The organism is Nocardioides sp. InS609-2, from assembly GCF_023208195.1.
Taxonomy (GTDB): Bacteria; Actinomycetota; Actinomycetes; order Propionibacteriales; family Nocardioidaceae; genus Nocardioides.
In genome coordinates, this window is record NZ_CP060034.1 from 1,762,230 (window position 1) to 1,776,041 (window position 13,812).

The 13,812-nt window shown below is 71.5% G+C and carries 16 protein-coding genes; 4 read left to right on the forward strand and 12 right to left on the reverse strand.

The window, feature by feature from the left end; translation table 11 throughout:
• Positions 1-2 precede the first annotated feature (2 nt).
• On the reverse strand, positions 3-167 hold the full coding sequence (locus H4Q84_RS09240; RefSeq protein WP_248583098.1) for a hypothetical protein: 165 nt from the start codon (positions 165-167) through the stop codon (positions 3-5).
• Between the two features lie 49 nt (positions 168-216).
• Complete coding sequence (locus tag H4Q84_RS09245; RefSeq protein WP_248583099.1) at positions 217-816, reverse strand: hypothetical protein; 600 nt, start codon at positions 814-816, stop codon at positions 217-219.
• Positions 817-964: 148 nt separating this feature from the next.
• Here H4Q84_RS09245 and H4Q84_RS09250 point away from each other — a divergent pair, with 148 nt between their 5' ends.
• Positions 965-1,357: a hypothetical protein gene (locus H4Q84_RS09250; RefSeq protein ID WP_248583100.1), complete on the forward strand. Its 393-nt coding sequence runs from the start codon at positions 965-967 to the stop codon at positions 1,355-1,357.
• Positions 1,357-2,727, forward strand: coding sequence for a hypothetical protein (locus tag H4Q84_RS09255; protein WP_248583101.1), 1,371 nt, complete (start codon positions 1,357-1,359; stop codon positions 2,725-2,727). The genes H4Q84_RS09250 and H4Q84_RS09255 overlap by 1 nt, the downstream gene beginning before the upstream one ends.
• A 48-nt stretch (positions 2,728-2,775) precedes the next feature.
• Here H4Q84_RS09255 and tsaD read toward each other — a convergent pair whose 3' ends face one another.
• Positions 2,776-3,822: a tRNA (adenosine(37)-N6)-threonylcarbamoyltransferase complex transferase subunit TsaD gene (gene tsaD, locus H4Q84_RS09260; RefSeq protein ID WP_248583102.1), complete on the reverse strand. Its 1,047-nt coding sequence runs from the start codon at positions 3,820-3,822 to the stop codon at positions 2,776-2,778.
• A gap of 33 nt (positions 3,823-3,855) precedes the next feature.
• Between tsaD and H4Q84_RS09265 the strand changes: the two genes are divergently transcribed.
• Complete coding sequence (locus H4Q84_RS09265) at positions 3,856-4,587, forward strand: GNAT family N-acetyltransferase (protein ID WP_248583103.1); 732 nt, start codon at positions 3,856-3,858, stop codon at positions 4,585-4,587.
• Here H4Q84_RS09265 and H4Q84_RS09270 read toward each other — a convergent pair.
• The 9 genes from H4Q84_RS09270 to glmS all read right to left on the reverse strand — a co-directional run bounded on the left by H4Q84_RS09270 (position 4,568) and on the right by glmS (position 12,698).
• Positions 4,568-4,993: a GNAT family N-acetyltransferase gene (locus tag H4Q84_RS09270; protein ID WP_248583104.1), complete on the reverse strand. Its 426-nt coding sequence runs from the start codon at positions 4,991-4,993 to the stop codon at positions 4,568-4,570. The two genes, H4Q84_RS09265 and H4Q84_RS09270, sit on opposite strands and share 20 nt — an antisense overlap.
• On the reverse strand, positions 4,990-5,628 hold the full coding sequence (gene tsaB, locus H4Q84_RS09275) for a tRNA (adenosine(37)-N6)-threonylcarbamoyltransferase complex dimerization subunit type 1 TsaB (RefSeq protein ID WP_248583105.1): 639 nt from the start codon (positions 5,626-5,628) through the stop codon (positions 4,990-4,992). Before tsaB ends, H4Q84_RS09270 begins: the two co-directional genes overlap by 4 nt.
• Before the next feature lie 22 nt (positions 5,629-5,650).
• Complete coding sequence (tsaE, locus tag H4Q84_RS09280) at positions 5,651-6,532, reverse strand: tRNA (adenosine(37)-N6)-threonylcarbamoyltransferase complex ATPase subunit type 1 TsaE (RefSeq protein WP_248583106.1); 882 nt, start codon at positions 6,530-6,532, stop codon at positions 5,651-5,653.
• Positions 6,529-7,617, reverse strand: a complete 1,089-nt coding sequence (locus H4Q84_RS09285; protein ID WP_248583107.1) for an alpha/beta hydrolase — start codon at positions 7,615-7,617, stop codon at positions 6,529-6,531. Before H4Q84_RS09285 ends, tsaE begins: the two co-directional genes overlap by 4 nt.
• A complete protein-coding gene (gene alr / locus H4Q84_RS09290; protein ID WP_248583108.1) occupies positions 7,614-8,750 on the reverse strand; it encodes an alanine racemase in 1,137 nt (378 codons plus the stop codon). The genes H4Q84_RS09285 and alr overlap by 4 nt, the downstream gene beginning before the upstream one ends.
• A 17-nt stretch (positions 8,751-8,767) precedes the next feature.
• A complete protein-coding gene (locus H4Q84_RS09295; protein ID WP_248583109.1) occupies positions 8,768-10,144 on the reverse strand; it encodes an NAD(P)H-hydrate dehydratase in 1,377 nt (458 codons plus the stop codon).
• 9 nt (positions 10,145-10,153) lie between these two features.
• Complete coding sequence (locus H4Q84_RS09300; RefSeq protein ID WP_248583110.1) at positions 10,154-10,429, reverse strand: LysM domain-containing protein; 276 nt, start codon at positions 10,427-10,429, stop codon at positions 10,154-10,156.
• Positions 10,430-10,500: 71 nt separating this feature from the next.
• On the reverse strand, positions 10,501-10,854 hold the full coding sequence (locus H4Q84_RS09305) for a holo-ACP synthase (RefSeq protein WP_248583111.1): 354 nt from the start codon (positions 10,852-10,854) through the stop codon (positions 10,501-10,503).
• A complete protein-coding gene (glmS, locus tag H4Q84_RS09310) occupies positions 10,854-12,698 on the reverse strand; it encodes a glutamine--fructose-6-phosphate transaminase (isomerizing) (protein ID WP_248583112.1) in 1,845 nt (614 codons plus the stop codon). Before glmS ends, H4Q84_RS09305 begins: the two co-directional genes overlap by 1 nt.
• 91 nt (positions 12,699-12,789) lie before the next feature.
• Between glmS and coaA the strand changes: the two genes are divergently transcribed.
• Positions 12,790-13,767: a type I pantothenate kinase gene (gene coaA / locus H4Q84_RS09315; RefSeq protein ID WP_248583113.1), complete on the forward strand. Its 978-nt coding sequence runs from the start codon at positions 12,790-12,792 to the stop codon at positions 13,765-13,767.
• Positions 13,768-13,812 lie beyond the last annotated feature (45 nt).

The window sequence follows — 13,812 nt, forward strand, 5'->3', positions numbered from 1 at the left end:
GGTCACCTCCACACGATCGAGGCCAGCACCTCGGGCTGGATCTGCTCGCGTTCCGACTCGCTGAGGCCCTTCACGAGGTTCGAGCTGAGCTGCACGATGTGGTCGTCGTACGCCGCGCCGTACTCGTCGAGACGCCAGGGGCTCACGGTGTCGGCGGGTGCCGCCATCAGCACCCCGCACCGAATAGCGCGGGCGAGTAGCCCGTGACGGCCATCGTCACTTCCACACGAGAGACGCCAGGACCTCCGCGACGAGCCGCTGGCGCTTCTCCTCGGACACGTCGCGGTCCAGCTGGAACAGCACCCTGATCACCTTGTCGCGGTAGACGGCGGTGAATGACTCCTGGGTCGTGAACTTGTAGTAGCCCCGCGGACCAGGGTCGACGAGGTGGAAGACCGGGATCCCGGCGATCTCGGTGTCATCGAGCCGCTTCAGCTTCTCGTCGCCGTAACCCTTCGACTGGATCTTGGCGATCTTCTCGACGGTGCTGCCGAACGACGGCGTCTCGCTCAGGGACATGCGCTGCCCCGACTTCCGAGCGCCGTCCTCCAACGGGACCAGCTGCTCCTCGTGCTCCCACCCGGTCGGTGCGTTGACCTCCGCCACGTCCATCTTCAGCACCGGCCCCGCGGCAGGGGTCACCGAGGGCGCCTCCGTCGGGGGCTCCGAGGCTGCGGCTGAGGGTGACCCGCTGGACGTCGAGGGCGACTCCGATGGCTGGGTTCGTGCTGCCGGGTCGTCATCACCGCAACCCGTCAGCACCTGTGCCAGCGTGAAGGCCGCGATCGTCGCCGCGACGCCTGTTCGTGCTCTCATGAACCCTCCTCCGAGTCGGATGGCCGCAAGCGTACGGAACCGGCGCCAACTGACATTGGCGGGAAGGTTTGAGACGGTGGCGGCGGGGGAAGGTGCCCCCGTACAGCACACGTTCCAGTTGAGCCAAAGGGGATAGCGCATCATGATCATGGCAGAGGTTTACGGCACTCTGAAGGACCTGAACCTCCCAGAGGACGTCATCGACGAGGTCATGAAGATGCTCGACGAGAACGCCGATGCACTGGAGAAGCGCAACGTCCACCCGATCTCGGAAGACGTCTTCGGCTCGTCCAGCTGGGGCTCTCAGCTCGGCTTCGACGCCGGTCTCGCCCAGGACGTCGTGGCAAAGGCGGTAGTCGAGATGGTGGCGGGCCTCCGTGGCTACCACGATGGCCTCAAGACGTTCGTCGACGACGTCAAGGACACCGACGAGTCCAACGCAGCCACTCTCAAGGCACTCGAGCTGTCGACCCAGCACGTCGACACACCAGCGCTCACACTGCACGCCCGCAGCACGCCCGCCCCCGAAGGAGAAGCCTGATGCCCGGCCCGCAGCGAGCACGACTCGAGAGCTACCTGACCGGGGCCCGCGAGAAGGCCGTCGACAACGCGGCGACCGACTGGAACAAGTGCGCCGACATCCTCACCATCATCAGCGCGGCGCTCGATGCCGCTTCGCCGACGATGCGCACTCGCATCGGCGGCCAAACCGGCCCCGCTGTCAACGAGCAGTTCTCGATGGCATCCACGGCCATGAGCGACCGGGCCAAGCTCCTCAAGGACGGCGCGACCCAGCTCGACAACGCCCACCAGGTGATCGTCAATGCCCGCAAGGCCAAGGACAACATGGCCGACCTCAGCGAGCCCACGAAGCCGATGCGCACTCCGGGTCCCAGCACCCCGGAGGAGGAAGCAGCGCAGCAGCAGTACGACACCGACCACGCGACCTACACGACCAGCTTCAACGCCCAGGAGAGCCAGGCGGAGAAGTGGGCCAACGCGATGAACACGACGTACCAGGGCGCCATCCCGGCCATGCGGGCGATCAGCGGCTACGAGCCGCCGGATGACATTGATGATGACGACGACGACGTCCCGTCGGGTGGAGCCGGCAACCCGGTGACGCCCAGCACTCCGGGCGGCGGCGGCGGGACAGGCGGCGGCGGTGCCGGCGGCGGCGGAACCAGCGGCGGCGGAACCGGCGGCGGCGGAACCGGCGGCGGCGGAGCCGGTGGCGGCGGAACCGGTGGCGGGACAGGCGGCGGCGGAACCGGCGGCGGGACAGGCGGCGGCGGAACCGGCGGTGGTGGCGGAGGTGGCACCACCACCATCGGTGGCGGCACCCAGTCCGGCACCGGCGGCGGCTTCGGTACGACGTCCGGCGGGACCGGCGGCGGTCTCAGCGGCGGCACGGGCGGCGGTCTCAGCGGTGGCTCTGTCGGCGCGGGCGTGGCTGTCGGTGCCGGCGGTGGTCTGGCGGGCGGCATGGCCGGTTCCCTGCGCGGCGGCAGCATGTCGCCCGGCGGCTCCTCGGTCAGCAAGGCCGGCTCCGTGAAGCCCATCGGCAGCAGCACCCGCAGCGGCTCCAGCAGCGCACTCGGCAAGACCGGTGCGGCAGGCGCGGCCCGTGGCACCGTCGGTGCAGGCGGTACGTCCACCCGCGGGGGCGCAGGCGCCGGCCGCAGCGGCGCAGCCGGGCGCAGCGGCGCGGCTGGGCGTGCCGGAGCAGCGGGCACTGCCGGCAGCCGCGGCACTGCCGGCGGACGCGGCGGTGCTGCAGGAGCCGGCGGCGCCCAAGGCAAGGGCAAGGGCAAGGACAAGGACAAGTCCGGAGCCGTCTCGGCCGATGGCATGGAGTTCGAGCAGGACTGGATCGACGACGAGGGTGCCGAGTCCGGCCTGCTGGACTGACCGGCAACCACAGACAGTGGTCGCCTGATCCGTGCCGGGGGGCGTGGGTCAGGCGACCACTCTGGTTATCGGCTGTGACGAGTCGGCCGGCAGGTCGAGGGCCGACGGCGCCCGTCCGCGGCTGACTAGCTCCGCGCCGAGGGCGGCGACCATGGCGCCGTTGTCGGTGCACAGACCCGGACGCGGCACCCGCACCCGGATGCCGCGGGCCGCTGCCCGTTCCTCGGCCATCGCGCGCAGCCTGCTGTTGGCGGCCACCCCGCCGCCGATCAGGATGTCCTCGATGCCGTGGGTGACCGCGGCGTCGACGGCCTTGCGGGTCAGCACGTCGCAGACGGCTTCCTGGAACGACGCGGCGACGTCGTTGATGTTGATCGGCTCCCCCGCCCGCTGCTTGGCCTCGACCCAACGGGCCACCGAGGTCTTGAGACCCGAGAACGAGAAGTCGAAACGGTGCCGCTCGAGGTCCTTGCGCGCGGACAGGCCGCGCGGGAAGTCGACGTACGTCGCGTTGCCGCTCGCGGCCGCGGCGTCGATGTGCGGACCGCCCGGGAAGGGGAGCCCCAGCAAGCGCGCCACCTTGTCGAAGGCCTCGCCGGCCGCGTCGTCGATGGTGGCGCCGAGGGGGTCGACGCCGACCGTCACGTCGTCGACCCGCAGCAGCGACGAGTGGCCGCCGGAGACCAGCATCGCCAGGCAGGGCTCGGGCAGCGGGCCGTGCTCGAGCTGGTCGACGGCCACGTGGGCAGCCAGGTGGTTGACGCCGTAGATCGGCTTCCCGAGCCCCAGTGCCAGCGCCTTCGCGCTGGCGACCCCGACCAGCAGCGCCCCGGCGAGACCTGGCCCGCTGGTGACCGCGATCGCGTCGATGTCGTGCAGCGAGATGCCGGCGGTCTCGCAGGCCCGCTCGATCGTGGGCACCATCGCCTCGAGGTGGGCACGGCTGGCGACTTCGGGCACCACGCCCCCGAAGCGCGCGTGCTCCTCGACGCTGCTGGCCACGGCGTCCGCGAGGAGGGTGTGGCCGCGCACGATGCCCACGCCGGTCTCGTCACAGGAGGTCTCGATGCCCAGCACCAACGGAACGTCTCGCATGCCCCCATTGTGTCGGACCGTCATGATGGTCCCGTGCGTGAGATCGACGGGGACGAGCTGAGGGCCACCAGTGACGAGCGGTTCGTGCGCTGGCAGATGAAGCCGGAGGCCCTCAAGCGGGCCTGGGTGAGCGACGGTGCCACCGTGGTCGAGGCCGTCGGGGAACGCGCGAGCCTCCCGCCCGGACGGCGGGTCTTCACCTGCCTCGGCGATGCCACGTCACTCGTTCCGTTGATGCACGCGGTGGCGGCGGTGGTCGACGCGCCCCAGCGACTCACCTTGCCGGTCGAGCTGGCCGACGAGGCGCCCTGGCGGCACGCCGAGTCGTGGCAATGGCGCTGGATGTACGCCGACGGGCCCGTGCCCGAGCCCCGGGTGCCCGTGGTCGAGGTGACCGACGCGGCGGAGATCGATGCCGTGCTCGATGCGGGCAACCCGGATGCCTGGGCGCGACCCGGGCAGCCCGGTGTGGACTGGTTGGGCATCCGCGAGTCCGGCCGGCTCGTCGCTGTCGGCGCGGTTACCCGGCAGCCGTCCGGCGCCGGCCTGTTGCAGGCGATCACCGTGACCGCGGAGGCACGTGGCCGGGGCTACGGCCGCGATGTCAGCGCGGGCCTCAGCCGGCTCGCGCAGTCGGTGCCGCCGGGCGTCGCCACGCTGGGCGCTTACGCCGACAACACCGCCGCCGTCGCGACGTACCTCTCGCTCGGGTTCGTGAACCCGACGACCTTCCGTTCGGGTCCGGTCAGCCCAGCGCGCGGCTGAGCACCAGCGCGTCGGACCCGTCGCCGTAGTAGCCCGGGCGCTCGTCGATGCGGCTGAACCCCTCGGCGGCGTAGAGGCCCAGCGCCGCCTCGTTGGCCTCGCTCACCTCGAGCAGCATGCGTACGGCGCCGGCCGAGCGGGCGTGGCCGGTGGCCATGGCGAACAGCTCGCCGGCCAGACCACGGCGGCGGTGCGCCGGGGCGACGCCGATGCGCAGGAGGTCGGCCAGGTCGCCGGCGACCATCGTGACGACGTACGCCGTGAGGTCGTCGGACACCCACACGTGCTCATGGTCGGAGGTGAGGGCGGAGGCGATCAGCGCCTCGCTCCAGGCGTCGGCGCCGAACAGCGCGCGCTCTAGTGCGAGCAGTGCAGGGACGTCGTCGGGGGTGGCCTCCCGGATCATGAGACCGCCTTTCGGGGTGCGCCCGCGACGGCGTCCGGGCGACGCAGGTAGAGCGGGTCGGGATCGAGCAGCTCGGCGCGCTCGTCGTTGACCACGCGCGCCAGCCAGCCGGCGCTCGGCCGGAAGGGGCCGACGGGGTGCGGGAACGCGTCGGGGTAGAGCAGCGCACCCTCGCCGACCACGGGCACCTCGCTGGCGACATCAACGGGCTTGCGCACCTCCGGGCCTGCGAGCCGCACGCCGTCGGCGTCATAGGAGGCGATGTAGACCTCCTTGCGACGGGCGTCGGTGGCCACCAGGAAGTCGGTGGTGACCACACCGGTGTCGGCAGCCTCGACGGCGAGCACGTCGAGCGAGCAGACGGCGTAGACCGGGATCTCGAGCACGTAAGCAAGGGTGCGGGCCGTCACCAGGCCGACACGGAGGCCGGTGAAGGGCCCCGGCCCGGCGCCGACCGCGATGGCGGTGAGGTCCTGCCGGACGATGCCGGCGTCGTTCATCACGGCCTCGATGAGAGGAGCCAGCTGCTCGCCGTGCTTCATCGGCCGGTCACCCGAACGCTCGGCGATCACGACGTCACCGTCGTGGAGTGCGACGGTCACCAGCGGGGTGGCGGTGTCGAAGGCGAGCAGCACGGGGAGACCCTACCGGCGGCCCTCAACGACGGATCAGGGTGACGACACGGGGATCGATGTCGTCGGCCTCGATCGGTGCCCCTACGGCCCGGCTGATCTCCACGTCGAGCCGGTGGTCGGCCAGCACCTCGGCCATCGCGGCGCCCCACTCGACGACCGTCACCGCGTCGTCGAGGGACGTGTCCAGGTCGAGGTCGTCGAGCTCGTCGATGCCGCCGAGACGGTAGGCGTCGACGTGCACGAGGTCGGCTCCGCCGACCAGCGACGGGTGCACCCGCGCGATGACGAACGTGGGCGACGTGACCTGGCCGCGCACGCTGAGCCCGGTGCCGAGGCCTTGGGTGAAGGTCGTCTTGCCCGCACCCAGCTCGCCGGTCAGCACGACGAGGTCGCCTGGCACCAGCAGGCCGCCCAGTCGCTCGCCGAGCGCGCGCATGGCGTCGGCGTCCGGGACGTCGTACGACGTGGGCAGCGGGCGCCGCAGCTCGACGTACGGCGTGCTGCGCGAGACCTCCGTGAAGCCTTGCGACTCCCAGAACCCGATCGTGGCCGGCAGCTCCTCGCGAGCGACCACGGCCAGCTCGGTGAAACCGACGCCGGCCTCGTGCGCGGCAGCGACCAGCGCGTGGGCGATGCCGTGGTCCTGGAGGTCGGGGAGCACGCCGACGCGGCGCAGGTAGAGCGTGGGCCCGACCGGGCTGAGCAGGCCGGCGCCGACGGGGTGGCCGTCGATCTCGGCGAGCAGGCCACGGGATGACGCGAGCGCCGCGCGGAAGACCTCGGGGTCCTCGGACAGCGCGTCTGCCGGCGGGTCCAGCACCGGGCGGGCGACGAAGGCCGCATGCACCACGGCATGCACGATCTCGGCGGCGTCGGCTCCGACGCGGCGGACTTGAAGGCTCACGCGGTGCGTCCCGCAATCTGCTGCGCCGCGGCGTCGAGCAGGTCGTCGAGCTCTGCGTCGACCTCGTCGGGTCGCTCGATGATCACCATGTGGCCGGCGCCCTCGCACTCGAGCAGGCTCGACCCGTGGATGCGTGCGTGCAGCTTGCGGCTGTGGCTCAGACGGACGATCTTGTCGTCGGTGCCGCTGATCACCGACGTCGGCACCCGGGCAAGCGCGCCGAGGTGGTCGAAGGAGTCGAGGCTCGCGAAGGCCGGCCAGAAGTCTGCGACCACCGCGAAAGGCGTCCTGTCGAGCATGTCGAGCACGAACTCCACGTGGTCGCGCGGAGCGTCCTTGCCGAACGCGAGGTCGTCGGTGACCACTTCGGCGACGTCGCGCCCGCGGCTGCGGAGGAAGTCGATGACCTTGTGACCGCGGTCGAGCGTCGAGACGGCGCGACCGATGACCCGGCCGCCCAGGCCCAGGGGCAGCGGCAGCATCGGGAAGAGGACGCGGCCGCTGTCGAGACCGCCGGCTGTGGTCGAGATCAGCGCGACGCCGACGACCTTGTCGCCGAACAGCTGGGGGTGGTGCTGGGCCAACGAGATCGTGGCCATGCCGCCCATCGAGTGTCCGACCACGACCACGGGGCCGGGCGCGGTGGCCTCGATGACGCGCAGGAGGTCGTCGCCGAGCTGCTCGATGGTGCAGTTGTCCTCGGGTGAGCGCGCCGAGCGGCCGTGCGAGCGCTGGTCGTAGAAGACGCTGCGCACCTGGCCGCGGTAGGCCGCGCGCTGGTAGTGCCAGCAGTCCATGTTGAGGGCGTAGCCGTGGACGAAGACGACGGTGAGCTGGTCATCGGAGGACCGGCTGGCCGCCCGCTTCCCACGGACCGGCACCTCGTCCACTTCGACGTAGAGGTCGGTGCCGTCGTCGGCGACCACGCTGAGCGGCGCCGAGCGCAACGAGCCGAACGGGGTGTCCTCCCCCGCGCCCCGGCCGGCGATGATGCGGTGCCGGTGCGCCACGCGTACGGCGCTGCCCGCGACGGCAATGCCGGCCGCACCGGCGGCGGCTCCGAGGAGCTTGCCCCTGATGCTCACGACGTGCCTCCTTCGTCGACGTACACCCGCGGCATCCGGCCGCCGACGCGCGTGACGATCTCGTAGTTGATGGTGTCCGCGGCCTCGGCCCAGTCCTGCGCCGTCGGCTCGCTCATCGTGCCGGGGCCGAAGACGATGACGTCGTCGCCGGCCTCGGGCAGGTCGCCGTCGAGGTCGACCACGAACTGGTCCATGCAGACCCGGCCGCGCACGGGGCGGAGCCTGCCGGCGACCTCGACGTGGGCGCGGTTGCTGGCGTGGCGCGGGATGCCGTCGCCGTACCCGATGGGCACGAGGCCGACGGTGGTGTCCCGGTCGGCGGTCCAGGTGTGTCCGTAGGAGACGCTCTCACCGGCACGCAGCGGCTTGACCATCGCCAGTTGGGCCCGCACCGTCATCGCGGGGACCAGGCCCAGGTCGGGGGTGCGGCCGGGGGCCGGGTCGAGGCCGTACGCCGCGATGCCGCAGCGCACCAGGTCGTAGCGGGCTCCGGGGCGCAGGATCGCGGCGGCCGAGTTGGCGAGGTGGCGGACCTCGGGACGCAGGCCTGCGTCGTGGGCGATGTCGAGGGCTTCGTCGAAGACCTTCTGCTGCGCGTCGTTGGCCGGGTGGTCGGGCTCGTCGCTGGCCGCGAAGTGCGACCAGATGCCGGTGATGCTCAGCAGACCCGCGATCTCGAGGCGGCGGGCCTCCTCGACGACGTCGGGCCAGATGGCCGTCGGGGCGCCGCCGCGCGAAAGACCCGTGTCGACCTTGAGCTGCACCCGGGCCATGACACCTGTGCGCTCGGCCGCGGCGGCGATCTCGGCCAGCTCAGCGAGGGCGTACGCCGTGACGTCGACGTCGTCGCGGAGGGCGGTGTCGTAGTCCTCGCCCGGCACGGTCAGCCAGCACAAGAGCCGGCCGGTGTCGCCTTCGCGCCGCAGCTGCAACGCCTCGTCGATCGTGGCGACGCCGAGCCAGGGAGCGCCGGCCTCGCGGGCAGCCCGGGCAACGGGGAGCATGCCGTGGCCGTAGCCGTCGGCCTTGACCACCACCATCAGAGCGCTCGGCGCGACCAGCCGCGCCAGCGTCTCGACGTTGTGCCGGATCGCGACGAGCTCGACGCTGATGCGGGCACGCGGGCGGGTCATGCACTGGATCCTTTCATTCACGTCATCAGCAGGCGCACGACGTCCGGGAGCGCGGCGGCCACGTCGCCGGCCACGATCGGGCCGCCACCACTGGCCAGGGTCGCGGCGGCGCCGTGCAGCCACGAGCCGACCGAGGCCGCGTCGAACGGATCGAGGCCCGCTGCGAGCAGTGCGCCGACCAGGCCGGCGAGCACGTCACCGGCCCCGGCCGTCGCCAGCCACGGGACCCCGGTGGTGGTCACGCGCACCTGCCCGTCGGGTGCCGCGACGAGCGTGTGCCGGCCCTTGAGCAGGACGACGGCGTCGTACTGCTGGGCGGCGGCTCGGACGTGGCGCAGCGGCGACGCCTCGATCTCGTCGCGGTCGACGCCGATCATCTTCGAGAGCTCGCCGGCGTGCGGAGTGAGCACGAGCGGCGAGGCGACCGGTCCGGTGACATGGGCAAGCGCGTCGGCGTCGACAACGGTGGGTACGCCGTCGGCCAGGGCCGCCTGCAGTGCAGCCGCTGCGTCGAAGTCGGTGCCCGGACCGACCACCCAGGCCTGCACGCGTCCGTCGCCCACCACCTCGGGATGCGTGGCGCTCACGCGGGCGGCGGTCTCGTCGGGGCCGACGTACCTGACCATGCCGACGAGTCCGCTGGCCGCACCCGAGACACAGAGCAGGGCGGCGCCGGGGTAGGCGGCAGAGCCGGCGCGGACGCCGACGACACCGCGGGTGTACTTGTGCGCGTCGGCTGCTGGCAGCGGGAGCAGGCGGCGTACGTCGTCGGGCTGCAGGGCGGTGACCGTCGCGGCGGGGAGGTCGAGGTCGAGATCGACGAGGTGGACGGCGCCGCACGCCGAGGCCGCGGGCTCGACCAGGTGGGCGACCTTGTGGGTGCCGAAGGTGATGGTCAGGTCGGCGCTGACATGAGGCCCGGGCGTCTCGCCCGTGTCGACGTCGACTCCCGACGGCACGTCGACGGCGACGACCGGGACGCCCGCCACCGCCTCGAGAGCATGATGCGCAGCCTGGCTGAGGCCGGGCCGGCCACCGATGCCGACGATCGCGTCGACGACCACGTCGAGGTCCGACGGCACCACGTCGACGACCCGTCCCCCCGCTGCCGTCAGGGCGGCCAGCCCTTCGGGGTGCGCGTGGTCGGACACCATCACCGCGCTGACCTGCGCGCCACGACGCGCGAGCCGGGCTCCGGCGTACAGCGCATCTCCGCCGTTATCGCCCGAGCCCACCACCAGCAGCACGCGTCGCCCGTAGGTGCCGCCGAGATGGTCGACGAGCGCAGCGGCGAGGCCCGCCGCTGCGCGAGCCATCAGGGCTCCGTCGGGCAGCGTGGCCATCAGCGCGGCCTCGGCGGACCGGATCTGATCGACGGTGTGGGCGTGGCGCATCCGCCCAAACTAGCCGTGCGGGATCTTGAACACCTGGCCTGGGAAGATCAGGTCAGGGTTGTCGATCGCGTTGACGCGGGCGATCTCCAGGTAGTCGACGCCGTAGCGCTGGGCGATGTCGCCGAGCGCCTCCCCCGACTTCACGGTGTGCGTGCGCTGCTGCTGCGGGGCGGGGTCCTCGACGACGGGCACGACCGACTCGGCAGCGGCACCCTCGTCGGTCGGCGGCGGCGTGGAGACGGCGTCCTTCTTCAGGACACCCTTCACGTTGTCCATGAAACCCATCGCGGTGTCCTCTCCCATTCGAACCGGCAACAGCAACGCTAGTCCCGCTGGCCGGGCAGGGGGAAGGCCGCTCAAGCCTCGAGCACGACCACGGCGGAGGCAATGCCGGCGTCGTGCGACAGCGAGACGTGAACCGAGGCAACCCCGAGCTCGGTGGCACGGGCGGCGACAGTGCCGCGCAGCTCGAACCGCGGCCGGCCGGTCTCCTCCGAGACGATCTCGGCGTCATGCCAGGCCAGGCCGACGGGTGCGCCGAGTGCCTTCGCGATGGCCTCCTTGGCAGCGAAGCGCGCCGCAAGCGAGGCAAGGGCCCGCGTCGACTCGTCGGGCGTGAACAGCCGGGCACGCAGGCCCGCCGTGCGGTCCAGCGAGACCCCGAAGCGCTCGATGTCCACGACGTCGATGCCGATCCCGACGATGGCCACTACTCGACCGTGACGGACTTGGCGAGATTGCGCGGTTGGTCGACGTCGTGGCCGAGCTGCGTGGCGAGCTCGCACGCGAACAGCTGCAGCGGGATCACCGACACGAGCGGCTGGAGCAGCACGGGCACGGCTGGCACGGGGATGAGCACGTCGGCGTACGGCGCGATCGACTCGTCGCCCTGTTCGGCGATGCAGAGCGTGCGGGCGCCGCGGGCGCGCACCTCCTGGATGCCGCTGACCATCTTCTCGTGCAGCTGGTCGCGGCCCTGGGGCGGCACGATGCAGAACACCGGCAGGCCGGGCTCGACCAGCGCAATCGGGCCGTGCTTGAGCTCTCCGGCGGCGAAGCCCTCGGCGTGGAGGTAGGCGATCTCCTTGAGCTTGAGCGCGCCCTCGAGGGCAACGGGGTAGCCCGCGTGCCGGCCGAGGAACAGCACCGACCTCGCGCCGGCGTACTCGCGGGCCAAGGCGTAGATCGTCTCGTGGGAGTCGAGCACCGTCTGGACGTGGGCCGGCATCTCGTCGAGCTGGTCCATGACCTGCGAGATCTCGTCGCCGTAGCGGGTGCCCTTGACCTGGGCCAGGTAGAGCGCGAGGAGGTAGCAGGCGACCAGCTGGGTCAGGAAGCCCTTGGTTGAGGCGACGCCGATCTCGGGACCGGCGTGGGTGTAGATCACGCCGTCGGACTCGCGCGGGATCGTCGAGCCGTTGGTGTTGCAGATCGCGAGCACCTTCGAGCGCTGAACGCGGGCGTGCCGGATCGCCTGGAGGGTGTCGGCGGTCTCGCCGGACTGGCTGATCGCGACCACCAGCGTCGAGTGGGTGAGGATCGGGTCGCGGTAGCGGAACTCGCTGGCCAGCTCGACCTCGACCGAGATCCGGGTCCAGTGCTCGATGGCGTACTTCGCGACCATGCCGGCGTAGAACGAGGTGCCCGCCGCGATGATGATGACCTTGTCGATGTCGCGCAGGTCCTCGTCGGAGAGGCGCATCTCGTCGAGGTGCAGCAGGCCCTCTTCGTTGCGCCGGCCCAGCAGCGAGTCGGCCACGGCGCGCGGCTGCTCGAAGATCTCCTTGCGCATGAACCAGTCGTGGCCGTCCTTCTCCGCGGCCGTGAGGTCCCAGTCGACGTGGTAGCGGCGGCCCTCGGCCGGCGTACCGTCGAAGCCGCTGACGCTGACGCCGTCACGGGTGATGGTGACGACCTGGTCCTGGCCGAGCTCCAGCGCCTCGCGGGTGTGCTCGATGAACGCAGACACGTCGGAGCCGAGGAAGTTCTCGCCCTCGCCGATGCCGACCACGAGCGGGGAGTTGCGTCGGGCGGCGACCACACACGACGGGTCCTCGGCGTCGAGGGCGACTAGCGTGAAGGCGCCCTCGAGGCGGCGGCAGACATTCTGCATGGCGGTGGTGAGGTCGATCCCGCCGGCGACCTCGGCCTCGAGCAGGTGCGCGGCGACCTCGGTGTCGGTCTCCGACAGCATCTCGTGGCCGTCGCGCTCGAGCTCGGTGCGCAGGCTCGCGAAGTTCTCGATGATGCCGTTGTGTACGACGGCCAGCCGGCCGGTGCGGCCAAGGTGCGGGTGGGCGTTGACGTCGTTGGGCGCACCGTGGGTGGCCCAGCGGGTGTGCCCGATGCCGGTCGTGGACTCCGGCAGCGGGGTCTCGTCGATGGCCTTCTCGAGGTTGGCGAGCTTGCCGGCCCGCTTGTCGGACGCCACCCGTCCCTTGTGCGCCAGGGCGATGCCGGCAGAGTCGTAGCCGCGGTACTCGAGGCGTCGCAGGCCCTCGATGACGACGTTCCTGGCCTGCTTGTCACCGACGTAGCCCACGATTCCGCACATGGTGACGAAGTCTATTCGGCGCAGTCCCAGCCGACGCCACCGGCGAGGCTCTCCTAGGCTCCCCGCATCCCGCCGGCCCGCGACTGCAACAATGCAACCCATGTCTGACGCCGCCGGGAGCATCGGCTCCCACGAGGCGTCGCCGTACGTCGAGCTCGACCGGGCCGCCTGGGCCGCGCTGGCTCGCGAGACGACGAACCCCCTGACGCCCGACGAGGTCCGCAGCCTGCGTGGCCTGGGCGACTCCCTCGACCTCTATGAGGTGGAGCAGGTCTACCTGCCGCTCTCGCGACTGCTCAGCCTGTACGTCGCCGGCGCGGGGCGGCTGCACCGCGAGCAGGAGGACTTCCTGCACCGCCAGACGCCGCCGCGGACGCCGTTCGTGATCGGCTTGGCCGGGTCGGTCGCCGTCGGCAAGTCGACGACCGCGCGCGTGCTGCAGCAGATGCTCGCCCACTGGCCCGAGCACCCCAACGTCGCCCTGGTCACCACCGACGGCTTCCTGCTGCCGAACGCCGAGCTCGAGCGGCGCGGCATCCTGCACCGCAAGGGCTTCCCGGAGTCCTACGACCGCAAGGCGCTACTGCGGTTCGTCATCGACATCAAGTCGGGCAAGGACGAGGTCGAGGCCCCGATCTACTCCCACCTCGTCTACGACGTCGTGTCCGACGAGCGGGTCGTGGTGAAGAGCCCCGACATCGTGATCATCGAGGGCCTCAACGTCCTCCAGCCCGCCCGGACCCGAGACGACGGCCGCACCGGCCTCGCGGTGAGCGACTTCTTCGACTTCAGCGTGTACGTCGATGCCGCGACCAGCGACATCCGCAAGTGGTACGTCGACCGGTTCCAGAAGCTGCGCGAGACCTCGTTCCGCGACCCGTCGTCGTACTTCGCGAAGTACGCGAGCCTCACCTCCGACGAGGCGATCGCCGAGGCCGGCCGCATCTGGGACACCATCAACGGCCCCAACCTCAACCAGAACGTGCTGCCCACCCGCAGCCGCGCCGCGCTCGTGCTGCGCAAGGACGCCGACCACTCGGTGCGCTACGTGCGGCTGCGCAAGCTCTGAGACTCATCGCAACGTCATGGACCCCGGCTGCTGGGACGACCAGAA

Coding starts and splice junctions, on each gene's coding strand:
- H4Q84_RS09300 (WP_248583110.1), bottom strand. CDS start 10,429: ATGGGTTTCATGGACAACGTGAAGGGTGTCCTGAAGAAGGACGCCGTC.
- H4Q84_RS09270 (WP_248583104.1), bottom strand. CDS start 4,993: ATGATCCGGGAGGCCACCCCCGACGACGTCCCTGCACTGCTCGCACTA.
- tsaD (WP_248583102.1), bottom strand. CDS start 3,822: ATGCGAGACGTTCCGTTGGTGCTGGGCATCGAGACCTCCTGTGACGAG.
- H4Q84_RS09255 (WP_248583101.1), top strand. CDS start 1,357: ATGCCCGGCCCGCAGCGAGCACGACTCGAGAGCTACCTGACCGGGGCC.
- H4Q84_RS09295 (WP_248583109.1), bottom strand. CDS start 10,144: ATGCGCCACGCCCACACCGTCGATCAGATCCGGTCCGCCGAGGCCGCG.
- coaA (WP_248583113.1), top strand. CDS start 12,790: ATGCAACCCATGTCTGACGCCGCCGGGAGCATCGGCTCCCACGAGGCG.
- alr (WP_248583108.1), bottom strand. CDS start 8,750: ATGACCCGCCCGCGTGCCCGCATCAGCGTCGAGCTCGTCGCGATCCGG.
- H4Q84_RS09250 (WP_248583100.1), top strand. CDS start 965: ATGGCAGAGGTTTACGGCACTCTGAAGGACCTGAACCTCCCAGAGGAC.
- glmS (WP_248583112.1), bottom strand. CDS start 12,698: ATGTGCGGAATCGTGGGCTACGTCGGTGACAAGCAGGCCAGGAACGTC.
- H4Q84_RS09245 (WP_248583099.1), bottom strand. CDS start 816: ATGAGAGCACGAACAGGCGTCGCGGCGACGATCGCGGCCTTCACGCTG.
- H4Q84_RS09240 (WP_248583098.1), bottom strand. CDS start 167: ATGGCGGCACCCGCCGACACCGTGAGCCCCTGGCGTCTCGACGAGTAC.